General features: G+C 64.8%; 17 protein-coding genes. 3 read left to right on the forward strand and 14 right to left on the reverse strand.

All coding sequences use genetic code 11. The annotated features are described in order from the left end of the window. Positions 1-189: 189 nt before the first annotated feature. The 6 genes from J0O65_RS24340 to J0O65_RS24365 all read right to left on the reverse strand — a co-directional run bounded on the left by J0O65_RS24340 (position 190) and on the right by J0O65_RS24365 (position 9,684). Positions 190-900 carry a response regulator gene (locus tag J0O65_RS24340; protein WP_215409749.1) on the reverse strand — a complete coding sequence of 237 codons (711 nt, stop codon included), beginning with the start codon at positions 898-900 and terminating at the stop codon, positions 190-192. A gap of 85 nt (positions 901-985) precedes the next feature. Continuing rightward, the gene (locus tag J0O65_RS24345; RefSeq protein ID WP_353056241.1) at positions 986-5,215 is read right to left on the reverse strand and encodes a hybrid sensor histidine kinase/response regulator; all 4,230 of its coding nucleotides are present in this window, start codon (positions 5,213-5,215) and stop codon (positions 986-988) included. A gap of 54 nt (positions 5,216-5,269) precedes the next feature. Further along, on the reverse strand, positions 5,270-6,439 hold the full coding sequence (locus J0O65_RS24350) for a patatin-like phospholipase family protein (RefSeq protein ID WP_215409750.1): 1,170 nt from the start codon (positions 6,437-6,439) through the stop codon (positions 5,270-5,272). 39 nt (positions 6,440-6,478) lie between these two features. Then, on the reverse strand, positions 6,479-8,254 hold the full coding sequence (ggt, locus tag J0O65_RS24355) for a gamma-glutamyltransferase (RefSeq protein WP_215409751.1): 1,776 nt from the start codon (positions 8,252-8,254) through the stop codon (positions 6,479-6,481). Between the two features lie 84 nt (positions 8,255-8,338). After that, entirely contained in the window at positions 8,339-9,097 is a 759-nt protein-coding gene (locus tag J0O65_RS24360) for a 3-hydroxyacyl-CoA dehydrogenase (protein ID WP_152251741.1), read from the reverse strand. Between the two features lie 149 nt (positions 9,098-9,246). Next, the gene (locus tag J0O65_RS24365) at positions 9,247-9,684 is read right to left on the reverse strand and encodes a hypothetical protein (RefSeq protein ID WP_215409752.1); all 438 of its coding nucleotides are present in this window, start codon (positions 9,682-9,684) and stop codon (positions 9,247-9,249) included. 246 nt (positions 9,685-9,930) lie between these two features. On the opposite strand from J0O65_RS24365, the gene J0O65_RS24370 reads away from it, so the two are divergent. Beyond that, entirely contained in the window at positions 9,931-11,988 is a 2,058-nt protein-coding gene (locus J0O65_RS24370; RefSeq protein WP_215409753.1) for a TonB-dependent receptor domain-containing protein, read from the forward strand. Positions 11,989-12,039: 51 nt separating this feature from the next. On the opposite strand, the gene J0O65_RS24375 is transcribed toward J0O65_RS24370, so the two are convergent. From J0O65_RS24375 to J0O65_RS24405, 7 genes are all read right to left on the reverse strand, one after another. Further along, positions 12,040-14,163 carry a sodium-translocating pyrophosphatase gene (locus J0O65_RS24375; protein ID WP_215409754.1) on the reverse strand — a complete coding sequence of 708 codons (2,124 nt, stop codon included), beginning with the start codon at positions 14,161-14,163 and terminating at the stop codon, positions 12,040-12,042. A 180-nt stretch (positions 14,164-14,343) separates the two neighbouring features. Beyond that, a complete protein-coding gene (gene adk / locus J0O65_RS24380; protein ID WP_086146700.1) occupies positions 14,344-15,000 on the reverse strand; it encodes an adenylate kinase in 657 nt (218 codons plus the stop codon). A 244-nt stretch (positions 15,001-15,244) separates the two neighbouring features. Continuing rightward, on the reverse strand, positions 15,245-16,000 hold the full coding sequence (gene kdsB, locus J0O65_RS24385; RefSeq protein ID WP_215409755.1) for a 3-deoxy-manno-octulosonate cytidylyltransferase: 756 nt from the start codon (positions 15,998-16,000) through the stop codon (positions 15,245-15,247). A gap of 2 nt (positions 16,001-16,002) precedes the next feature. Further along, positions 16,003-16,179, reverse strand: coding sequence for a Trm112 family protein (locus J0O65_RS24390; protein ID WP_010395789.1), 177 nt, complete (start codon positions 16,177-16,179; stop codon positions 16,003-16,005). Then, positions 16,160-17,215 carry a tetraacyldisaccharide 4'-kinase gene (lpxK, locus tag J0O65_RS24395; RefSeq protein WP_215409756.1) on the reverse strand — a complete coding sequence of 352 codons (1,056 nt, stop codon included), beginning with the start codon at positions 17,213-17,215 and terminating at the stop codon, positions 16,160-16,162. Before lpxK ends, J0O65_RS24390 begins: the two co-directional genes overlap by 20 nt. Before the next feature lie 93 nt (positions 17,216-17,308). Beyond that, the gene (locus J0O65_RS24400; RefSeq protein WP_215409757.1) at positions 17,309-17,749 is read right to left on the reverse strand and encodes an ExbD/TolR family protein; all 441 of its coding nucleotides are present in this window, start codon (positions 17,747-17,749) and stop codon (positions 17,309-17,311) included. After that, the gene (locus tag J0O65_RS24405; protein ID WP_070224614.1) at positions 17,746-18,351 is read right to left on the reverse strand and encodes a MotA/TolQ/ExbB proton channel family protein; all 606 of its coding nucleotides are present in this window, start codon (positions 18,349-18,351) and stop codon (positions 17,746-17,748) included. Before J0O65_RS24405 ends, J0O65_RS24400 begins: the two co-directional genes overlap by 4 nt. An 870-nt stretch (positions 18,352-19,221) precedes the next feature. On the opposite strand from J0O65_RS24405, the gene J0O65_RS24410 reads away from it, so the two are divergent. After that, entirely contained in the window at positions 19,222-19,365 is a 144-nt protein-coding gene (locus tag J0O65_RS24410) for a hypothetical protein (RefSeq protein WP_215409758.1), read from the forward strand. 314 nt (positions 19,366-19,679) lie between these two features. Further along, positions 19,680-21,041, forward strand: coding sequence for an exodeoxyribonuclease VII large subunit (xseA, locus tag J0O65_RS24415; RefSeq protein WP_215409759.1), 1,362 nt, complete (start codon positions 19,680-19,682; stop codon positions 21,039-21,041). Between the two features lie 92 nt (positions 21,042-21,133). Here the strand turns inward: xseA and J0O65_RS24420 are convergent, their stop codons facing one another. Beyond that, a complete protein-coding gene (locus J0O65_RS24420) occupies positions 21,134-23,596 on the reverse strand; it encodes a TonB-dependent receptor (protein WP_215409760.1) in 2,463 nt (820 codons plus the stop codon). Positions 23,597-23,668 lie beyond the last annotated feature (72 nt).

Consider the following 23,668-nt stretch of genomic DNA (forward strand, 5'->3'; position numbering starts at 1 on the left):
CACATGGCCCGGAAGCAGATACTTTAAACCTAAAGTATTTTCCCGGCAAGCAAAAAACAGCAAATTCAATACACCTAACAAAACCGTAGCGAGCGGGATGAGTTGTGGCTGAGAAGCGGAGCTGTGCTTTAGCACAGTGAGCATCGGAGGCCGCAAATCGCGACGCGCAGTAGGTTTTGTTATGGTGTTTCAGTCGATCCCGTCCTGCTGACGCAGCAGTCGCGCCTGCTGCGCCACGCTGCGCGCCAGCGTGGCCAGGGCCGCCTGTATCTGGTCGCCGTCGAGCACCGATGCCTGCAGCAGGACCATCATGCCAGCTTCCGCGCCATGCAAGCCGAGGGTGCGGCAACCGAGGTGCAGCCGTTCGAGCTGCTGGCGCGCCTGGGCCGGTTCGCCGCGCGCCAGCAAGGCGTCGACCTGTGCGCCGGCGGCGACTATCTGCCCCTGGAAGCCCGTCAGATACGCCAGCAGGCGTTCGCTGTCGATACCCAGCCGCTGCAAGGTGTCGCGCGGCGCCTCGGCCGGCAAGGCCGACACGTCGAAGCAGGCGTCGATATGCTGGCGCACCTGCTCCGGCTGGAAGGGCTTGACGATGTAGCCGGCGGCGCCGGCCTGCACGGCGTCGCGCACCGTGTCCTGGTCATTGGCCGACGATACCAGTACCAGCGGCATGGCGTCGAGCGCGCTGTCGGAGCGGATTTTCTGCAGCAGCTCCATGCCGGACAGGCGCGGCATGCGCAAGTCGCAAAAGCACAGCGAGGGGCGCAAGCCGCCTTCGAGCTGCTCCCACGCCGCCGCGCCATCCTCGGCTTCCACGATATCGTGCACGCCGCAGCTGTCGATCAGATGCATCAATACCATGCGCGACACGACATCATCGTCAACCACCAGTACTTTCATTGCGTTCTCCATTGGCGGCAGCGTCAGGGCGCCTGCCGTATTCTACCCAGTTTCGCCGCGCGTTCGATGGCCGGCATTGCCTATTTTACATTTCCTTGCCCGAAACGGCTATGTGCGCCAACAGTGCGCGCAATTGCGGCAAATGCAAGGCCACCTGCGTCCAGCGGCCGCCGTCCGCCGCCTCTTCCATCTCCGTGCACAGCATGTGCAGCTGCGTTTCATCGAGATAGGCGGCGCTGCCCTTCAAGCCGTGCAGCAGGCGCCCGGCGTTGTCCCGGTCCTGCGCCGCCAGGGAGGTGTCGAGTTCGCGCAGGCGTCCCTCCAGGTCGGCGACGAAGGCGACGCGGATGCGCCGTTGCAGTTCGCCGCTGCGGATGGATGGCGCAGGCGCCGCGACGGGAGGCGCCGGCGCGATGCCGAACAGGGCATCGAGTTCGGCCTGCCCCCGCGCCGCGCCGCGCGGCGCGTTCGACGGCATGCGCGGCAACATGAAGCCGCGCTGCAGCTGGCGCTCGATGGCGCGCGCCAGCAAGCCATGCAGCGCCGCCTCGTCCACCGGCTTGCTGAGGAAATCATCCATGCCGACGCCAAGATAGCGGCTGCGGTCCTCTTCGCTGGCATTCGCCGTCAGGGCCACGATCATCAGTTCCTGGTCGCGCACGGGCTGGTCCGGCCAGCCGCCCACGCGGATCAGGCGCGTCGCCGTGGCGCCGTCCATTTCCGGCATGCGCCCGTCCATCAGGATCAGGTCATAGCGCGTATGCACGCAGGCCGCCACCGCCAGCACGCCGTTGGCGACCACGTCGACTCGATGACCCAGTTCTTCGAGCATGACGCGGATGATGATCTGGTTGGTGGGGAAGTCTTCCGCGCACAGCACGCGCAACTGGTGGCTGTGCGGCGCCAGCGCCACCTGCGGCACCAGCGGCGGCGCCACGCCATCGGCCAGCGGCAAGGTGAAGGCAAAGATACTGCCCTGCCCCGGCGTGCTGGCCACCTCGATCTCGCCATCCATCAGTTCGACCAGCTGGCGGCAGATGGCCAGGCCCAGTCCCGTGCCGCCGTAGCGGCGCGTGGTGCTGGCGTCGGCCTGCTCGAACTTCTGGAACAGGCGCGCCATCGCATCGGCGTCGATGCCGATGCCGCTGTCGCTGACCGTAAAGCGGATCAGGTTGACCTTGCGTCCGCCGCTGCCGCTGGCCACGCCGGCCCGCTCGACGCTCACGCTGACGCCGCCGCGCTGGGTGAACTTGAAGGCATTGCCGACCAGGTTGACCAGCACCTGGCGCAAGCGGGTCGGGTCGCCCACCACGAAGGGCGGCAGGTCGGGCGCGAAATCGATGGCGAAACCGATGCTGCGCGCGGCCGCCTGCTCCTCGAACAGGCTGACGACGGCCTCGATCGCCGCGCCAAGCGCGAAGTCGATGTTTTCTATACTCAGCTTGCCCGCCTCGATCTTGGAAAAATCGAGCAAGTCATTGATGATCACCAGCAGCGACTGGGCATTGGCCTGGCCGCGCAGGATTTGCTCGCGCGTGGCGTCATGCAGCTGCTCGTCGCGCAGGGCAAAGCCCAGCATGCCGATCACGCCGGCCAGCGGCGTGCGCATCTCGTGGCTCATATTGGCCAGGAATTCCGACTTCTGGCGCGTCGCATCCTCGGCCTTGCGCTTGGCCTGGCGCAGGCTTTCCTCGTTTTTCGTCAGGCTGCTGTTCACTTGCGCCAGCTTCTCGGACTGGGCCAGCACTTCGATTTCCTTGCTCTGCAACTCGGCCGTTCGTTCGCTGACCTGCTTTTCCAGTTCATTCTGCTGATGCCGCAGCGCGCGCACGCGCTGGCGGTACGCGCCATACACGACGCCCAGCAGCAGCACCGCCATCAGGGTGCGGAACCACCAGGTCTTCCAGAATGGCGGCAGGATCGTGATGGCCAGGGTGGCGCCGCTCTCGTTCCACACGCCGTCCTTGTTGGCCGCCTTGACGCGAAACACGTAGTTGCCGGCATCGAGGTTGGTGTAGGTGGCAAAGCGCCGTCCCGCATCCGTCATGACCCAGTCCTGGTCGAAGCCCTCGAGCCGGTAGGCGAACATATTGCGCTGGGGCGCGGCGAAATGCAGGGCCGCGAATTCCAGCGAAAAGACGCTTTCGCGGCTGGTCAGCACCAGCTTGCGCGTATGGTCGATGGCCGCCTTGAGCACGTGCGCGAACTCGCCGCGGCCGATGGCCACCGGCTTGTTGAAGATCTGCAGCTCGGTGATGGCCACCAGCGGCGGCACGCGGTTGTCGTGGATATCCTGCGGCACGAACGCCGTCATGCCGTTGAAGCCGCCGAAATACATGGTGCCATCGGATGCGCGCAGGGCCGCGCCATCGAAGTACGAGCCTTCCACCGTGCCATCGGCGCTGTCGTAGTTGCGAAACAGGCCGCTGCGCATGTCGAGCCGCGTGATGCCGCTGTTGGTGCTCAGCCACAGCTGCTCGTTGTCGTCGCCGAGGATGCTGGCGACGGCATCGTCGGCCATGCCGTCCTTGCGCAGGAAGCGGCGGAAGCGGATCTCGCCCTTGGCGTCGATGTCCATGCGGTTCAAGCCATTCGCCGTGCCCACCCACAGCACGCCGCGCTTGTCCTCGTGCAGGAAATGCACCTCGTCGTGGCTCAGGCTATGCGGGTTTTGCGGATCGTGGCGGAAATGGCGGAAATGGCCGCTGGCGCGGTCCAGCAAGTCCAGGCCGTGGAAGGAGCCTATCCACAGCCGTCCCTTGCCGTCTTCCAGCACGGGCCGCACCATGTTGTCGGACAGGCTGTTCGGATCGGCCGGGTCGTGGCGGTAGGTGGTGAAGCGGCGGCTGGCGGGGTCGAAGCGGTGCACGCCGCCGCGCGTCGAGACCCACAGCATGCCGCTGCGGTCGCTCGCGACGTTGCGGATGGTGTCGCTGTTCGGATCGCCGGCGGCAAAGCGCATGGTGAAGAAGCGCCCCAGCGCGGGATCGAAGCGGTGCAAGCCCGTCGAGCCGCCCACCCACAGGGTGCCGTCCGGCGCCTTGTACAGGGTGGTCACCTGCTCGTCGCGCGACATGCCGGGCGCGCTGCGCAGGTCGAACAGGCGCGAACTGCCGTCGCGCGTGTCGTACAGTTTCAGGCCGCCCTTGGTGGCCAGCCACAGCTTGCCATTGCCCGCGTCGGCCACGGCGCGCACCTTCTTGTCCGCCAGCGCGCCCACGTCGCCGGGCGCGCGCGCCATGCGCGAAAAGCCGCCGCTGCCCAGGTCGACCCGGCTCACGCCGTTGTACCAGGAGCCGACCCAGAAGGTGCCGGCGCGGTCGCGGTACAGCGACGACAGCTGGTTGTCGGCGACGCTGAATTTGTCGCCCGTCTGGTGGCGGTACTGCAGGAAGGTGTCGCTTTCGGGCTGCCAGCGGAACAGGCCATCGGCATTGCTGCCCAGCCAGACGGTGGCGTCGACATCCTGGTACAGGCTGGCGACGCGGATGGCGGAAAAGCCATGCTTCTCGCCGAAGCGCACGCGCGCCTGCGGCGGCTGGCCGGCGCCGCCCAGGCGCCAGCGCTCGGCGCCGGCCATGGTGCCGATCCACAGGTTCTGCTGGCGGTCGATCAGCAGCGACTGGATGACGTTGTACTTTGAGCCCGGTTCCGTATCGACGGCGAAATGCTCGAAGCGCTCGCTGCCCGGCGCCAGCATGTCCAGGCCCGTGACGGTGCCGATCCACAGGCGATGTTGCGCGTCCAGCGCCAGCGCCTTGATTTCATTGTCGCCCAGGCTGTGCGGGTTGCCCTCTTCATGGTGCCAGGTGCGGAAGTGGCCCGTGGCGGGGTCGAAATGCTGCAAGCCGTCCGAGGTGGCGATCCAGAAGCCGCGCGCGCCGTCGTCGAGGATGGCGTGGATATGCCGGTTGCCGTTGCCGCGCTTGCTCTTTTCGGCCGGGACGTAATGGATGAAGGTCTGGCTGGCGGCGTCGAAGCGGTCCAGGCCATTGTCGGTGCCGACCCATAACTGGCCCTGGCTATCGACATGCAGCTCGCCGACCCAGTTGTCGGCCAGGCTGGTCTTGTCGCCCTCGATATTCTTGTAGACGACCATGCGGTAGCCATCGTAGCGGCTCAGGCCAGACTGGCTGCCGAACCACATATAGCCCTGCCGGTCCTGGGCGATGGCCAGCACCGACTCCTGCGCCAGGCCCTGGTCGACGCTGAGCTGGTCGAAACGCAGGGTGGGCGCAGGCGCCGCCGCGACCGGGCCGCCCAGCAGCAGAATTAATAGTAAGGCAACATCGCAAACACGTCGAAATACCAGCACAATCGTCCTGTCAAAAAAAACGCGAAAATCCCGCACGCCGCTCCAGGGGCCGTCTCAGGAACCAAAGAACGCCAGGACATCATCCTTGCGGGCTTGCGTATCGCGCTGTCCAAGACGGATCAACTCGTTAGTATACGTCGATTCGAACAATAAATACGATGCCAGCGCCGCGCCGCGCGCTTCGGCCGCACCGATACCCGACAGCATGGTGCGTATGGGACGCGGCAAGCTGCCGATATGCCGGCTGGCGATGGCGTCGAGCCGCTCGGACGGCGCGATGACCAGCAATTCCACCGGCCGCAGGGCCGTCTTGCCCAGCAACTCGGGCGGCAGCATCGACAAAGTCAGGTTGATGCGGTTCAGGCGTTCGATGTCCACGGCCAGGCCGTCGAGGAAGATCGACGACAGCGCGTGGCCGGCGATCTGCGCCAGGCTCGGGTAGCGCGCCGCTTCGGGCGCGGCGGGCGCCGGTTCCGTCATGCGTCCCGCGCCCACCACCAGCACCTTGTTCGCGCCCAGGTGGATGGCCGGCGAGATCGGCGCCAGCTGGCGCATGGAGCCGTCGCCGCAGTATTCGCGCTGGCCGCCCACGTACAGGGGCACGGCGGGGAAGATGAAGGGGATGGCGGCCGAGGCGAGCAAGTGCTCCACGCCGATCTGGTCCGGCAGGGCCAGGCGCTGCGTGCGCACCCACGGCGCGATATCGCCGGCCGTCTGGTAAAACGTCATGTGGCGGCTGCCCGAATACGACGACGCCGTCACGGCCAGCGCATGCAGCAGGCCGTCGGCCAGGGCCGCGTCCAGGCGCGGCAGGTCGAGCATGCGGTGCAGCAGGCTGACCAGCGGCGTATTGTCGAGCAGGGAATTGGGCGGCGACGCGTGCCACTGGCGCAGCAGCCAGCCGAACGACAGCAGCGACAGCCAGCGCGCGCCCGAGCGGATCACGCCCAGCGAGTCGGCCCGGTACACTTGTTCGACCTCGATGTGCTGCCACACGTCGAGCAGCTTTTGCACGCCTTCGCCGAAGTTGTCCGCGCGGCAAGCCAGCGCCGTGGCGTTGATGGCGCCGGCCGAGGTGCCGCAGATGATGTCGAACGGGTTGCGCGCCGGCGCCCAGCCCGCTTCCCACAGAATCGCCGAAATCGCCTGCAGCACGCCCACCTGGTAGGCGGCACGGGCGCCTCCTCCCGTCAGTATCAAGCCTGTTTTATTTTGCATTCCCATGCCGGCAGATTAGCAGGGTCTGCATACTTTGTGGAAATTTCAGTCGCCCCGCACCATGCCTTCGCGCCGCGGATCCGCCCCGCCAAACCAGAAATCCTTGCCGTGCGCATGCAGGCGCATGATGCCCTGCAAGCCGGAATTCTGTTCGATCACGCGCACCTCGTGGCCCATCGCCTGCAGCGCCTCGACCTGGGCGGCCGGCGCGCGGCCCTTTTCCAGCTCCGTCGGGCCGTTGCGGCTGCCGAAGTTTGGCAGGCTGATCGCTTGCTGCACGTTCAAGCCCCAGTCCATGGTGCCGACCAGCACCTTGGCGACATAATTGATGATGGACGAGCCGCCCGGGGACCCCGTCGCCAGCACCAGCTTGTGCGTGCCCTTCTCGAACACCAGGGTGGGCGACATGGCGCTGCGCGGACGCTTGCCCGCTTCGACCCGGTTGGCGATCGGGCCATCCGCATCGCGCGAATCGAACGAAAAATCCGTCAGCTGGTTATTCAGCAAAAAGCCGTCGACCATCTGGCGCGAACCGAAGGCGTCTTCCACGCTGGTGGTCATCGACAGGCCGCCCCCAAAGGCGTCCACGGCCACCAGGTGCGAGGTCGACGGGCGCTGCAAGGCGTTGTCCATGCCCCACGCCACCTGCATGCCGGGCGGCGTGCCGGGCAAGGCGCGGCCCATGGATTTCTCGCCGATCAGCGAGGCGCGCTGCGCCAGGTAGGTCTTGTCGAGCATCGAGGCAACGCCCTTGCCCGGCAGCGGCACGAAGTCCGTGTCGGCCACGTAGCGGTTGCGGTCCGCGTAGGCCAGGCGCCCCGCTTCCGAGAACAAATGGATGGCTTGCGCGTCGAGCACGCCGTCGACGGGCGGGTACGGGCCGATATCCTTCACTTCCAGCATGCCCAGCATCTGCGCGATGGCGATGCCGCCCGACGATGGCGGCGGCATGCCGCACACGGTCCAGGCCTTGTAATCGCTGCAGACGGGTTCACGCACCTTGGCCCGGTAGCCGGCGATATCCTGCGCCGTCAGCTTGCCCGGATTGGTCGGATGCGCCGCCACCTTGGCGGCGATGTCGCGCGCGATGCGGCCCTGGTAAAAGGCGTCGGCGCCGCCGCGGGCGATCTCGCGCAGGGTGCGCGCCAGCTGCGGGTTCTTCAGCACGTGGCCGACGGGCCAGGCCTTGCCGTCCGGGTCATAGAAATACGCGGCGGCGACGGGGTCGCGCTTCAGGGCCTGGTCCCAGCTCAGCAAACCGTTGAGGCGCTGGCTGACGGGAAAGCCGCCGTGCGCCAGGCGGATGGCGGGAGCGAACAGGGTCGCCCACGGCAGCTTGCCGTGTTCCTTGTGCGCCAGTTCCAGCATGCGCAGCACGCCCGGCGCGCCCACGGAACGCCCGCCCACCACGCCCGTGGCGCGCGAGACGGGACTGCCGTCCGCATTCTGGAACAGGTGTTCGTCGGCGCTGGCGGGCGCCGTTTCGCGTCCGTCGTACGCTTGCACACCCTTGGCCGTGGAATACAGCAAAAAGGCGCCGCCGCCGATGCCCGACGACTGCGGCTCGACCAGGGTCAGCACCAGCTGCGTGGCGATGGCCGCGTCAACGGCGCTGCCGCCCTTTTTCAGCATCTGGTAGCCGGCATCGGCGGCCAGCGGATTGGCGGCGGCGACCATGAATTTCTGCGCCGCCCAGCCACTTTTTTCCGCATACGCGGTGGCGATTTCCGGCGCCTTTTGCGGCACTTCGGCAAATACGGGGCTGGCGGCCAGCGCTCCCAGCAAGGTCAGGCTCAGCGCCAGCGGCTTCAATGCGATCATGGATTCTCCGATAAAAAAAGGGCGCACAGCCAGGCAAGGCTGTACGCCCCATACGGGGGTATCCTACCTCAAATCACGCCGGGCTTATTTGGGTTGCATGCGGATCGCACCATCGAGACGGATGGTTTCGCCATTGAGCATGACGTTTTCCACGATGGCTTTCACCAGTTGCGCGTATTCGCCGGGCTTGCCCAGGCGCGAAGGGAACGGCACCATCTTGCCCAGCGCATCCTGCACTTCGGCCGGCATGCCGAGCAGCATCGGCGTTTCGAAAATGCCGGGCGCCACCGTCATCACGCGGATGCCGTTGCGCGACAGGTCGCGCGCCATCGGCAGGGTCAGCCCCACCACGGCCGCCTTCGACGACGCATACGCGGCCTGGCCGATCTGGCCATCGTAGGCCGCCACGGACGCCGTGTTGATGATGACGCCGCGCTCGCCTTCGGCCGTCGCATCCTGTTTCGCCATGGCGTCGGCCGCCAGGCGGCACATATTGAAGGTGCCGACCAGGTTGATGTTGACGACCTTCTGGAACAGGGCCAGCGGATGCGGGCCATCCTTGCCCACGGTTTTCACGGCCGGCGCCACGCCGGCACAGTTGACCAGGCCGCGCAAGGTGCCGAGCTTGGTTGCCGCCGCCACCACGGCCAGGCCGTCTTCTTCCGACGTCACGTCGCACTGCACGAACACGCCATCGAGTTCAGCGGCCAGCGCCTGGCCCGCCTCCGTCTGCACGTCGGCCAGCACGACCTTGCCGCCGGCCGCCGTCAGCATGCGCGCCGTGGCCGCGCCCAGGCCCGATGCGCCGCCCGTGATGATGAATACATTGTCCTGAATCTGCATGAAATCTCCTGAGTGATAAGGGCCGTGTTCCCGGCGCCTGGTGGTTGCATGGTGTCATGATTACGTTTACGTAAACGTAATGTCGGCGACAATTGTAGCCATTTTTACGCTCACCGAGCGAAAACTTGCGGCGCCGGCGTACGGCAGGGTTAAAAACACTGGATAAAGGCGCCGTTGCGGTGACAGATGCGCCCGTTGGCGTCGAGCGTGGCGTTGCCCGCGCCGTTGTAGCGCGCGCCGGCCGCGTCGCGGCAGCCGCCCGTGTCGCATGAACCGATGGGCTGCGGCGCGCGCGGCATGGGCACGGCCAAGCCGGGCGGCAGGGGCGCCACGGGCACGACGGGTGGCGCGGGCTGCGCCGGCATGCGGCCGATCACCTGCGCCACGGCACGGCGCGGCTGCACGGGCGGCGCCGGGCGGCATGGCTCCACCGCCAGCTTGCCGCTGTCGCGCGGGTCGAGCCGGCAGACGGGCAAAGGCTCAGTCAAGGACCCGGCGGGCGCCGCCTGCTCCTGGGCGCCAGCCTGGCCGCCAGCGAGCAGCATGGCGCACGCCAGCACCGGTATGGTTCTTATCAGCGTCTTCATGCCACCTCCCCAAGCATCGATCATACCGCTTTCATTATTGGCACACGCGGCGCCAGATGCCATGCGCACCGTGCAACAGTGTTTTATTTCCTCTCAGCACTTTCCTTCTTGCCAGGATGGCATTACAATAAGAACGATTCTTATTCTCATTAACAGAATTCGAGCGCAGTTGATTCTCTTTTCATTCATTGATACCCAAGCCACCCGGAAGGCAGCCAGGAAATAACAACATCCGGAAAGTTCACCATGACCCAGCGTAGTCCCGCCTTCACAGCCCCCGTCGCCACTCCCGCCCCTGCCATCCATTCCGCCGCCCTGCTCCTGCCCTGCCTGCTCTCGCTGGCCGTCGGCAACGCCTGGGCCGAAGGCAATGCGGCCGCCGATCCCAGCATGAACACGGTGGTCGTCACCGCGTCGGGCACGGCCATCGACATCAAGGATGCGCCGGCCAGCATCAGCGTCATCACGCGCGAGGAAATCGAGCGCCAGCCCGTGTATGACCTCAACACCCTGCTGCGCCGCATCCCCGGCGTGACGGGCGGCACCGGCCCCGAAGGCGAAGCGTCGAAGATCAAGCTGCGCGGCCTGCCCGACAAATACACCCTGATCCTGGTCGACGGCAAGCGCGTGGGCAGCTCGGCCGACACGGCTTACCGTCCCGACCTGGGCCGCCAGGACTTGAACTGGATCTCGCCCGACATGATCGAGCGCATCGAAGTGGTGCGCGGCCCCATGTCCTCGCTGTACGGCTCGGACGCCATGGGCGGCGTGATCAACATCATCACGCGCAAGGTGCCGGGCAAGTGGAACGGTTCGGCCACGGCCAACTACACGCAGCCGCAGGACAGCGACCGCGGCACGGCGCACCAGCTGGGCGTGAACCTGGCCGGCCCCCTGTCGGACACGGTGGGCATGCGCCTGGGCGTGAGCCAGTCGCGCCAGAATCCCGATGAAAAATTCGACAAGGCCGGTGGCATGGGCGGCGAACGCAACCAGACTGTCTCGGGCCAGCTGACCTGGGCGCTGGGCAAGAAACAGAACCTCTCGCTGGACGCCAGCTACGGCAGGCAGGAAGCCAGCGATTCAAGCACACGGGATGCGGATGGCGAGCCGCTGGTCTACAGCTGGGGCGCCAGCAAGCTGATACGCAAGAGCGTCAGCCTCGGCTACGAAGGCCGCTGGGACTTCGGCAAGACGACGGTCAACCTGTACCACAACGATTTCGACAACGAAGTCGTCGGCACGGTGGCCAAATCCAAGGACAGCACGCTCGACGCCAGCCTGGAAAAACGGCTCGGCTGGGGCGGCATCGAGCAAATGCTGGTGATGGGCGGCCAGTGGAAGCACCAGGAATTGACGAATACGGACACCATCGGCACCGTGCCCACCGATTACCTGGGCAATCCCGTGAGCGGCGCCACCCTGTCGGGCACCACCTCGGCCCTGTTCGCGGAAGATCAACTGTTCCTGCGCGACAACTTGACGGCCACGGCCGGCCTGCGCCTCGATCACCACGGCAAGTTCGGCAACCATTACAGCCCGCGCCTGTACCTGGTGTACCACCCTGCCCCCGCCTGGACCATCAAGGGCGGCGTGTCGCAAGGCTTCCGCGCCCCCAGCCTGAAGGAAAACTCGCCGGCGGCGGCGACCAACTCGGGCGGGCGCGGTTGCGGCAGCTTGAAACCGCTGGGCTACATCAGCGGGACCTGCTACATGGCCGGCAATGCGGACTTGAAGCCGGAAACGAGTACGGCAGCCGAGATCGGCGTGGCGTGGGAACAGAATGGCTGGGACGTGGGCCTGACCTGGTTCCACACGGATTTCAAGAACAAGATCGACTATGCGCCGCTGGGCAAGTTCCAGGGCCTGTGGTGGACCAGGATGACGAACATCCAGAAGGCGCGCACCAGCGGCCTGGAAGCGACGGCCACCATCGCGCTGACGAAAAACCTGAACTGGCGTAACAACGTGACCTATATGGCGGAAGCGAAAAACCTGACCACGGGCGCCAACCTGCTGTCGACGCCAAAACTGTCGTGGTACTCGGCGCTGGGCTGGCAAGTCAGCGACCAGCTGTTCGGCGAAGTATCGGCCCAGTACACAGGCAAGGAACTCGATGCGGGCAAGCTGGCCGACAAGGCCTACACCATCGTCGACACGGTCGTGTCCTACAAGGTCACGCCACAATGGACCGTGCGCGGCGGCGTGCAAAACCTGTTCAAGAAGGGCCCGATGGCCGACGGCCTGGTCGACTACTACGTGCCGGGCCGGCGCATGTTCGTCGGTCTGACGTCGCGCTTCTGACGCGGCACAGCCCCGCAGCATGTGCCACGGGGCTGCCGGGAATGCGCCGTCTTATTGCGCCGGCAAGCTTTGCACGGGTGTCGCCGGCGCCAGGATGGCCGGCGCGGGGGCGTGGATGGGCGCCGGCGCCTTGACGGCCAGCCAGCCCGTGGCCGGCAGCAGCGGCACCAGCAGCAGGGCCACGATATTGATGATCTTGATCAAGGGGTTCACGGCCGGACCGGCCGTGTCCTTGTACGGGTCGCCCACCGTGTCGCCCGTGACGGCCGCCTTGTGCGCGTCCGACCCCTTGCCGCCGAAGTGGCCATCCTCGATGTATTTCTTGGCATTGTCCCAGGCGCCGCCGCCCGTCGTCATGGAAATGGCCACGAACAGGCCCGTGACGATGGTGCCCATCAGGAGGCCGCCCAGCGCCGCCGGTCCCAGCAGCATGCCGACGAGGATGGGCACCACCACCGGCAGCAGGGAGGGAGCTATCATTTCACGGATGGCCGACGCCGTCAGCATGTCGACGGCCTTGTCGTATTCGGGCCGCGCCGTGCCTTCCATGATGCCCTTGATGTCGCGGAACTGGCGCCGCACCTCGACCACCACGGCGCCGGCCGCGCGGCCCACGGCTTCCATCGCCATGGCGCCGAACAGGTACGGTATCAGGCCGCCGATGAACAGGCCGACGATGACCATGGGGTTCGACAAATCGAAGGTGATGTGCTGGCCCACCGATTCGAGCGCATGCGTGTAGTCGGCGAACAGCACCAGCGCGGCCAGCCCGGCCGAACCGATGGCATAGCCCTTGGTGACGGCCTTGGTGGTGTTGCCGACGGCATCCAAAGGATCGGTGATGGCGCGCACGGAGTCGGGCAAGCCCGACATTTCCGCGATGCCGCCCGCGTTATCCGTGATGGGGCCATACGCGTCGAGCGCGACGATGATGCCCGCCATCGACAGCATCGAGGTGGCCGCGATGGCGATGCCGTACAGGCCTGCCAATTGATACGAGACGAGGATGGCGACGCAGACGGCCAGCACCGGATACGCGGTGGACTTCATCGACACGCCCAGGCCGGCGATGATGTTGGTGCCGTGGCCCGTCGTCGACGCTTCGGCGATGTGGCGCACGGGCTTGAAGTCCGTGCCCGTGTAGTACTCGGTGATGTAGACCATCAGGCCCGTGAGGACGATGCCGACGACGGTGGCGCCCAGCATCTTGTAGCGCATGGCGTCGTCGGGCCACAGCAGCCACGTCACCACGGCAAAACCCACCAGCGACAGGCCGGCCGCCCACCACAGGCCAGTGTACAGGGCCGACATGATCTTCTTGCCGGGCGCCGTTTTGACCATCGAGCAGCCGACGATGGAGGCGAGGATGGAGACGGCGCCCAGCAGCAGCGGGTAGATGATGGCCGTGCCGCTCGCCTCGGCCATCAGCAAGGCGCCCAACAGCATGGTGGCGATCAGGGTCACGACATAGGTTTCGAACAGATCGGCCGCCATGCCGGCGCAGTCGCCCACGTTGTCGCCCACGTTGTCTGCGATGACGGCCGGGTTGCGCGGGTCGTCTTCGGGGATGCCCGCCTCCACCTTGCCCACCAGGTCCGCGCCCACGTCGGCGCCCTTGGTGAAGATGCCGCCGCCCAGCCGCGCGAAGATGGAAATGAGCGAGGCGCCGAAGGCCAGGCCGATCAAAGGCTTGATCAGGTCATGCTGCGTCAGGCCGGGCGCGCCCGTCGTCACCAGCAGCCAGTAGAACAGGGTCACGCCCAGCAAGCCCAGTCCGACCACCAGCATGCCGGTGATCGCGCCGCCCTTGAAGGCCACGTTCAGGGCCTGGTTGATGCCCAGGGTGGCCGCCTGCGCCGTGCGCACATTGGCCCGCACCGAGACATTCATGCCGATGAAGCCGCAAGCGCCAGACAGCACGGCGCCGATCAGAAAGCCCAGCGCCGTGTGCAGGCCCAGCAGCACATAGATGGCGATCAGCAGCACCACGCCCACAAACGCGATGGTGCGGTACTGGCGCGCCAGGTAGGCGGCCGCGCCCTGCTGGATGGCCAGGGCGATTTCCTGCATGCGCGCGTTGCCGGGATCCTGGCGCAGGATCCAGCTACGCGACACCAAACCGTAAATGACTGCGACCACGCCGCAGGCTACCGCAAACCACACACTGGCTGCCATATCGTCCCCTTCTGTTTTTATCCGACGTCATTGCCAACAGCTGCAGACCGCACCGGGTAGGTGCGCGCAGCCAGGAAAACACGACCTGCAAAAAAACTGAACCACGAAAACGACACGGCACCGCCGGTGAACAGCGGGCACAAAAAAAGCGGACACTCAGGTCCGCTTTTCAACAACTGCTTATTCCGCCAGGGCGGCAAATGCGCTGTCGCGGATTTGCTCGACCGGACCGACGCCGGCGATGCGGCGGTATTTCGGCGCGCCTGGCAGGCCGGACTTGGCCCAGTCATTGTAGTAGCCCAACAAGACCTTGGTCTGGTTGTGGTACACGTCCAGGCGCTTCTTGACCGTTTCCGCCTTGTCGTCGTCGCGCTGGATCAGCGGCTCGCCGGTGATGTCATCGACGCCGTCGACCTTGGGCGGATTGAATTTGACGTGGTACACGCGGCCCGAACCCGGGTGGCTGCGGCGGCCATCCATGCGCTCGATGATCGACTCATCGGGCACGTCGATTTCCAGCACATAGTCGACATTGATGCCGGCATCCTTCATGGCGTCCGCTTGCGCGATGGTGCGCGGGAAGCCGTCGAACAGGTAGCCGTTGGCGCAATCGGCTTCCTGCAGGCGGTTCTTGACCAGGCCGATCATGATGTCGTCCGACACGAGGCCGCCCGCATCCATGACTTTTTTCGCTGCCAGGCCCAGTTCGGAGCCTTCCTTGATCGCCGCGCGCAGCATGTCGCCCGTGGAGATTTGTGGAATGTTGTATTTTTCTTTGATGAAGTTAGCTTGGGTGCCCTTGCCGGCACCGGGTGCTCCTAAAAGTATCAGACGCATTGAAAAGTTCCTAAAAAACAGATTTTGGATGGTGGTATGTGTAATTATTTTTAGATGATGTTGCTATGGCTATCTTTCCCTACGAAACTTACCACAAAAAATCCCCGGAACGCCAGTTTGCTGTCGAATTGCTATGCCCTGATTGATCAAAGCCAGCAATTAGCGAAGCAGGCGTTTCAAAATGTGGTTTTTACTGCAGGCGCACAAAACTTTATTTGCACGCCTGCCGTTTTGCGGGTAGCGCTTACAGGGCGCCGTAGTGGGCTTGCACCCTGGCAAGATCTTCCGGCGTGTCGACACCGGCGGCCGGCGCGCTATCGGTCACGTGCACGGCGATGGCGACGCCATGCCACAGCACGCGCAACTGCTCCAGCGCCTCGATGGTTTCCAGCGGCGAAGCGGACAATTGCGGATATTCTTGCAAGAACGCATTGCTGTACGCGTACAGGCCGATATGGCGCAGCGGTACGTAGCCTTGCGGCAAGCTGTCTTTCGACTGCGCGAAGCCGTCGCGGTGCCAGGGGATGGTGGCGCGCGAAAAATACAAGGCACGGTTTGCCTTGTCCAGCACGACCTTGACGACGTTCGGATTGAACGCGTCGGCCACCTCGTGCAGCGGATGGGCGCAGGTGGCCATGGGGACGGTGGCGCTGATCTGCGCGGCGCAGGCGGCCAGCAGGGACGGATCGATCAACGGTTCGTCGCCCTGCAGGTTGACGATGACGGCATCGAGCGGCAAAGCGAGCGTGCGCGCCACTTCGGCGATGCGGTCCGTGCCCGACGGATGGTCGGCGCGCGTCATGCACACTTCCACGCCATGCGCGGCGCAGGCGGCGCGGATGCTGTCATGGTCGGTGGCGACGATGACGCGCGCGGCGCCAGAGAGCAGCGCCTGCTCGGCCACGCGCACCACCATCGGTTTGCCGCCCAGGTCGGCCAGCGGCTTGCCCGGCAGGCGCGTCGAGGCCAGGCGGGCCGGGATGATGACGATGAACGCCATCGTTATTCCACTGCGTCTTGCAGGGTGCGCGCTTCGTCCGCCCACATGATGGGGATGCCATCGCGGATAGGATAGGCGAGGCGGTCGGCGCGGCAAATCAGTTCCTGCGCCTTCTTATCGTGTTCAAGCGGGCCCTTGCAAACAGGGCAGACCAGGATATCAAGCAGTCGAGCGTCCACGACATTTCTCCACAATTTGTTGGGCCAGCGCGCTATCGATGCGCGCGCTGACCGGGACGACCCACAGTCTCGGGTCGTCTTTGAGATGTTCAATTTGCGCACATTTTACTGCATCCTTCTCGGTGATCAAGATCACGTCCGTGTCGAGGGCGGCAAATGGCTGGTCGAGAAAGTCGTGATGGTCGGGCAGCGGCAGTTCCATGAAGTCCAGTCCGGCCCCGCGCAGCATGGCAAAGAAACGCCGCGGGTTGCCGATGCCGGCCGCCGCCACGATGCGCTGGCCGCCGGCCGCCAGGTCGGCCAGCGCCATGCCTTGCGTGCGGTCGGCCAGGCGTTCGGCCACGCCGCCATCGAGCCGCATCTGCACCACCAGGGAGCCCTTGGGCGCCACCTGCGCCACCAGCGCCGGCGCCAGCGCGGGCGCATTGATCACCGTCACGTCGCGCCGGCGGCGCGGCGATTCGCGCAGGGGTCCGGCCGGCAGCAGCCAGCCGTTGCCGGCGCCACGGCCGTCGAACAGCACGATTTCCACGTCGCGCCGCAAGGCGTAATGCTGCAAGCCGTCATCGGTGACCAGCACGTCGACGTCCGGATGCGCCGCCAGCAGCGCCCTGCCCGCCTGCGCGCGGTCGCGCCCCACCATCACGGGGCAGCCGCCGCGCTGGAAGATCAGCAGCGGCTCATCGCCCACCTGCTGCGGCGTGGACGCGGCGGTGACGGCGCGCGGCGAACGGTCGGCGCTGCCATGGCCGCGCGAAATCACGCCCGGGCGCATGCCCGCCTCGCGCAAGGCTTGCACCAGCCAGATCGTCAGCGGCGTCTTGCCGGTGCCGCCGATGAAAATATTGCCGACGACGACGACGGGCACGGGCAGGCGCGCCGATTTCAACACGCCGGCGCGGTACAAGCCGCGCCGCACGGCGCTCAGCGCGCCGAACAGCACGGAGACGGGCCACAGCGCGCACGCCAGCGGGCCGCGCGTCAGCCAGGCGCGGGTGAGAGTGATTTCAAGCTTGGCGGGGGAGGATGTGGGCATGGGGACAGACGTAAAAAATAACCCCAGGAGCAAAATCCGGGGTCAGACCCGGCGGGTCTGACCCCAGCACTTCGATTGGGGTTGAAAAAGAACTTACTTGCCGCCCGCCTGCGCCGCGAACGTCAGCTTTTCATAGCCGGCCAGGCGCGCCGCTTCCATCACGTGGATGACCATCTGGTGCATGGCGAACTGGTCGGCGTTGACCACCACCACGGGCGTCTGCGCGGGCGCCTTGCCGCCGTTGGCCGCCTTGGCCGCGTCTTGCAGGGCGTCGGCCAGGCCGGCCACGTCGCGGAACGACACGGGTTCGCGGTTGACCGTGTAGTTGCCCTTGGCGTCGATGGTGACGTCGATCTGCTGCGGCTTGTCCTTGGCTTGCTCGGCGTCGGCCGTCGGCAAGGTGATCTGCAACTCCGTAAACTTGCTGTAGGTGGTGCTGACCATGAGGAAGATCAGGATCACCAGCAGCACGTCGATGAACGGGATCAGGTTGATTTCGGGGTCTTCACGCCCCTTGCCTTTGCGGAAGTTCATTTGCGGCCACTGTGGACGATGTCGACGAACTTGACCGCTTGCTGCTCCATGTCAATCACAAAACTGTCGACGAGGGCGCGGAAGTGGCGGTAAAAGACGAGGGTCGGCATGGCGATGGCCAGGCCGAAGCCCGTGTTGTACAGGGCCACCGAGATGCCGTGGGCCAATTGCGCGGGATTCGAGCCGCTGGCGTTTTGCGAGCCGAAGATTTCGATCATGCCCACCACCGTGCCGAACAGGCCCATCAGCGGCGCCAGGGTGGCGATGGTGCCCAGGGTCGTCAGGAAGCGTTCCAGCGTGTGGGCCACGCCGCTGCCGGCCTCCTCGATCGATTCCTTCATCACCTCGCGCGGCGCGTCGACATTGCGCAGGGCGGCGGCCAGCACCACGCCCAGCGGCGAATTGTCTTCCAGCTTGGCCACCGTGTCCGGCGTGATCTTGCCGCTGCGATACACCTGCACCACTTCATCAAACAGCTTGCGGGGCAGGATCTTGGCGCGGCGCAAATACAGCAGGCGCTCGATGATCAGGGCCAGGGCGACGATGGAAGCGATCAACAACAGCCAGATGGGCCAGCCAGCGGCTTGAAATATAGCGAGCAAAAGAAACTCCTGGTAAAGGGAAGGCGCTGGAGCGCCGGAACAGCCTGTATTGTACCGAGCGCCAAAGGACGATGGTACGTCCGCGCAGGAATGGCGCAATGTAGCGCGTTGCCGCGCCGGCGGCAAGTGGCGCCCGCATGTAGACTTGTCCACACGGCGCGGCGGGCGCCTGCCGCCGCGGCACAGTTTTGCACACTTTGTGTGGATAAGATTGTGAGCAAGCATGAAGTCCATTATGCAAGTCGTTGATTTACATGGGAATTATCGCACTGCGCAAAATACAGGCATAGCAGCTTATCGGCAGGAGTCAATGTCAATAAACCAATACCTGAAGAGTTCTGCACATTTACTGTGGACAAGATTGTGCGCAAAGCCCAGGAATTCAATCAAGCCATTGATTTTAAAGGGAATTAAATCAATGAGTAAAAAAGTGGCAGCGGGCGCGCAAGACGCGGCATGTCGGCCGCCAAAGTTCTGCACACAATCTGTGGACAAGATTGTGCGCAAGCGCAAAGATACGCGCCAAGTACTTTGATTTATATCGTTTTTATTGCCTTGCATAAAAATGTAGCAAGGGTAAAAAAGCGGGGTTTTCGGCGTCTTATTTCTCTTCAAGACAGCACTTTTCCACCGCCAGCGCAGTTCCACACATAAAGTGTGGATAAGATTGTGAGCAAGCCGATTGACTCCATGCAAGAGCATTGATTTTAAAGGGATTTTTTTCATTGCTCAAAAATAAGGCAAGAATATTGGACATCCACGCGGTGAAAAAGCCGGGCAAACCAGGAAACGGTTTAGGCAGTTTTGCACACATTCTGTGGATAAGATTGTGAGCAAGGCCCACGACAGGATGCTACACCCTTGATTTATATGGCTATTTTTATCCTGCGCAAAATTCAGGCAAGCCATGCCATGGACGCTCCAGTGGATAAATGGGGCGCCGCGCCGGAGTTCTGCACATTTTTTGTGGATAAGATTGTGCGCAAGGCCATGCATGGCATACTAAGCGATTGATTCATATGGACTTTATTTCCGTGCGCAAAAATGTGGCAAGGCATTTTTATGGCTCAACGTGGGCTGGCCGGGCAATGTTTGTCCAAGGCAAAAAGTTCCGCACACTTTCTGTGGATAACTTTGTGCGTAAGTGGCAGGGGCTGTACTGATGTGCTTGATATTAAAGGTTTTTTTCCCTGTGCACGCAAATCGGGCATACGGGAATTCATCATGAAATCAAATACTTAGAAATAGAACTTGTTGTTTTGCGCGATATATGACATAAGCATGACCTCGCCGATAATTTGTGGACAGATCCTTCCCTGCCCCGCTTGATGATGACCGACAACCCGACTGACAGCGGCTTTGCCGCCCCGCCCGTGCTGACCGTCAGCGCCCTGAACCAGGCCGTCGCGCGCCTGCTCGAACGCTCGTTTCCCCTGACCTGGATCGCCGGCGAAATTTCCAACTTCACGCGCGCCGCTTCCGGCCACTGGTATTTCACCTTGAAGGACGATGGCGCCCAGGTGCGCGCCGTGATGTTCCGTGGCCGCGCCCAGTACGCCGGCTTCACGCCGCGCGAAGGCGACAAGGTGGAAGTGCGCGCCCTCGTCACCCTGTACGGCGCGCGCGGCGATTACCAGATCAACGTGGAAGCCATCCGCCGCGCCGGCGTGGGCGCCCTGTACGAGGCATTCCAGCGCCTGAAGGAAAAGCTGGCCGCGCAGGGACTGTTCGACCAGGAACGCAAGCGCGCCATCCCCATGTTCGCGCGCAGCATCGGCATCGTCACCAGCCCGCAGGCGGCCGCGCTGCGCGACGTCCTGATCGCGCTCCAGCGCCGCGCGCCGCACGTCAATATCATCCTGTATCCCACACCCGTGCAGGGCCAGCAGGCGCCGGAAAAGATCGCGCACGCCATCCGCACGGCATCGACACGGGCCGAGTGCGACGTGCTGCTGGTATGCCGTGGCGGCGGCAGCATCGAGGATTTGTGGTCGTTCAACGATGAAGCCGTGGCATACGCGATCGCCGATTGTTCCATGCCCGTGATCAGCGGCGTGGGCCACGAGACGGATTTCACCATCGCCGACTTCGCGGCCGACCTGCGCGCGGCCACGCCGACGGCGGCGGCCGAACTGGCGGCCACGCCGCGCGCCGACTGGATGGCCTCCCTGCGCGCCGACGCGGCCGACCTGCGCCGCGCCATGCGCCGCCGCCTCGACGACGCGGCGCAAACGCTGGACCGCCACAGCCGCCGCCTGCTCAACCCGAAGGCGCAGCTGCGCCAGCAGCGTTTGCAGCTGCTGGCCCTGTCGACGGCGATGACGCATGCGGCGCGCGCGCCCGTGACCCAGTCGCAGTACGCGCTGGAGCGCCTGCGTTCGCGCTGGACGGCCTTGCGGCCCGACGTCACGGCGCCGCGCGCGCGCCTGGTGGAAATGCAGCGGCGCGGCGGCGCGGCCATGGCGCAGCAGCTGGGCCAGCGGCGCCACCGCCTCGACGGCCTGGCGGCGCAGCTGGAGCTGCTCAACCCGCAGCGCACCCTGGAACGCGGCTATGCGATTTTGCGCGATGAAAAAGGCGCCATTGTCCGCTCGCCGGCGCAGCTGCAGGCGCGCCAGAACGTCAACGTGCGCCTGGCCGAAGGCAGCGCGCAGATCGGCATCGCCAGCGTGCAGGCCAGCCTGGAATAAGCGCTGGAATAAAAAAGGCCGGGGACGCCCCCGGCCCAACACCTTCCCTACTGAGTGGACTGCTACTGCGACTGCTCTTTCACACTACCCGATCAGAACTTCATCGACACGCGCGCGCCGAACGTGCGCGGCGCGTTGTAGAAGGCGCCATAGATCTGCTGCGTGGGCTGGCATGGCATGCCCACGTCCGTGCAGATTTCATTGACGTCCAGCTTGACGGCCTTGTCGGTGGCGTTCTGCACGAATGCTTCCACCGTGTAGGCCGTGCTGGCCGGCTGGAAGCGCAGGCTCAGGTCCAGCGTCGTATAGGCTTCCTGGCGTTTGACGCCAGCATGGCCCGGCACGTCGCCATTGAACGCGCCCGCGCCCACGTACGACATGGTTTCATAGTGCACCGAGGCGCGCGGCGTGAGCTGTCCGCCGGCGACAGTGAAATCATGCTCGTACTGGACGGTCGTGGAAAACTTCGGCGCATGCTTCATGGTGCTGCCGCCCACGTTCACCAGTGGCGCCGTCGAGCCGCACACCTGGCCATTCGCGCGCGCCGCATCGACGTCGCACGAGAGAAAATCGTCGTACACGGCTTTGAGCCAGGTGGCGTTGCCCGTCAGGCGGTCGACCTTCGTTGGCCGCCATACCCATTCCGCTTCCAGGCCCTTGACGGTGGCGCCGGCCGCGTTGAAGTTGGCCAGCACGCTGTTGACCACCTGCGATTCGAGCTTGTCCTTGTACTTCATCAGGAAGGCATCGAGGTTCAGGGTCAGTTCGCGGTTCAGCAAGTCCGACTTGAAGCCGATTTCATAGCTGGTCAGCTTTTCCGGCTTGGTGGTGGCGCCGCCATCGCCGATGGCCGGCGAGTGGAAACCCGTCGTCACGGAGCCGAACAGCAGGATGTCCGGGCGCAGCTTGTACTCGATGCGTCCCAGCCACGTGGCCTGGCCGTATTTCAGGTCGGCCGTATTGTCGCCCGGCGTATTGCCGCAAGTGGCCGCCGTGATGGCGCCGCCCGGGCCGATATTGTGCGTGTTGGCCAGGCCCGTGCCCGGCGTGACCAGCTGCGCCAGCTGCTCGGGCGTCAGCACGGTGGTGCCCAGCGGCGTGTTGGCTGGCCAGTTCGGGCAAGCCCAGTTCTTGCCGCCGATGTCGAATTTATGGTCCTTCGTGTAGCGCGCGCCGGCCGTCAGCTTGATCTGCTCCGTCACCTGCTGGCTGACCTGGCCGAACACGGCTTTCGATTTGAGCTGGCGGTCGCCCTGGATGAAGGACATGGACGACGCATACTGGCCCACGGTGGGCTGCACGAAAATCACGGCGCCGTTGGCGATATCCTGCTGCACGGCCGCCTGCGAAATCTGGCTGCGGTCGATATCGAAACGCACCTTGTTCTTTTCATTGAAGAGGAACAGGCCGGCCACCCACTGGAACGGCGCATCGTCGTCCGAGCGCGCCTGCAGCTCGTGCGAATAACTGTCGAACTGCGCCCAGTCCGTGCGGTTTTCCGACTTGAAGCCGGGGAACAGGCCCGCATCGGCATCGTTGCTGTTCTGGCGCTTGTAGCGGCTCCAGCTGCCCAGGTAAGTGAAGTCCAGCGCGTCCGTCGGCTTGTAATTGAGCTTGCCCTTGTAGGTCAGGATCGACTGGTCCAGAGTGCCCGGCGTGTCGATCAGGGCCGAGCGCAGCTTTTCGCCCGGCTTCGGTTCGGCCGCCAGGTAGACGTTGCCGGCGCCCTGGTCGAGGAAATAGTCGGCGATGAAGGTGCCGCGCAGCTGCGGCGTGAACTTCCACAGCAGCGAGGCGCGCACGCCCATCTGGTCGCCGGCGCCATACTTGGCCGTGCCCGGCATGACGTTCGAGCCGCGGCGGAAGTCCACCGTGCCGTCGTGGCTATCCTTGATGGCGGCGATGCGCAGCGCCACGTCGTCGGAAAACGGGATGTTGAGCATGCCCTGCGTCTGCAGGTGGCGGTAGTCGCCCACCGTGATGCCGGCCGAGCCCATGAACTTGGCCGTGCTCGGCGCGGCCGAGACGAGATTGACGGCGCCGGCCGTCGAATTGCGGCCATTCAGGGTGCCCTGCGGTCCGCGCGCCACCTCGACGTGGGACAGGTCGTACATCAGCGCCGTGGCGCCCTGCGGACGCGGCGAATACACGCCATCGACATAGAAGGCGACGGCAGGGTCGCCCAGCTCCGTGTGGTTGGCAGAACCGACGCCGCGCATGTAGACGTGCACGCCGCCCGAGTCGCCATGCTGTTCGACGACGAGGCTCGGCACCATGGTCGCCAGCGACGCCAGATCCTTGACCTGGTTGTTTTGCAGGGTGTCCTGGTTGAAGGCGGTGACGGCCAGCGGCGTCTCCTGCACGAAGGTGTTGCGGCGCGTGGCCGTGACGACGATGCGGTCCATCTGCTCGGCGGCCGGTTTTGCCGCGTCGGTGGCTGCCGCGGTGCTGGCCGCTTCCTGGGCCATGGCGGCGCCGCTGCCCAGCAAGATGAACTGGGCGAAGGTCGCATGCGCCAGGCTGAGGGCGATGGTATTGCGTTTGAGCTGTTGCATTGTTGTTGTCTCCTGTACCGCTGGTTGAATGATGATCACATAGCTCTTTGGCTACTGCTGCACATTTTTGGG

Origin of the sequence: Janthinobacterium sp. JC611 (assembly GCF_018682595.1) — a bacterium.
In the GTDB taxonomy this organism is placed as follows: domain Bacteria; phylum Pseudomonadota; class Gammaproteobacteria; order Burkholderiales; family Burkholderiaceae_D; genus Janthinobacterium.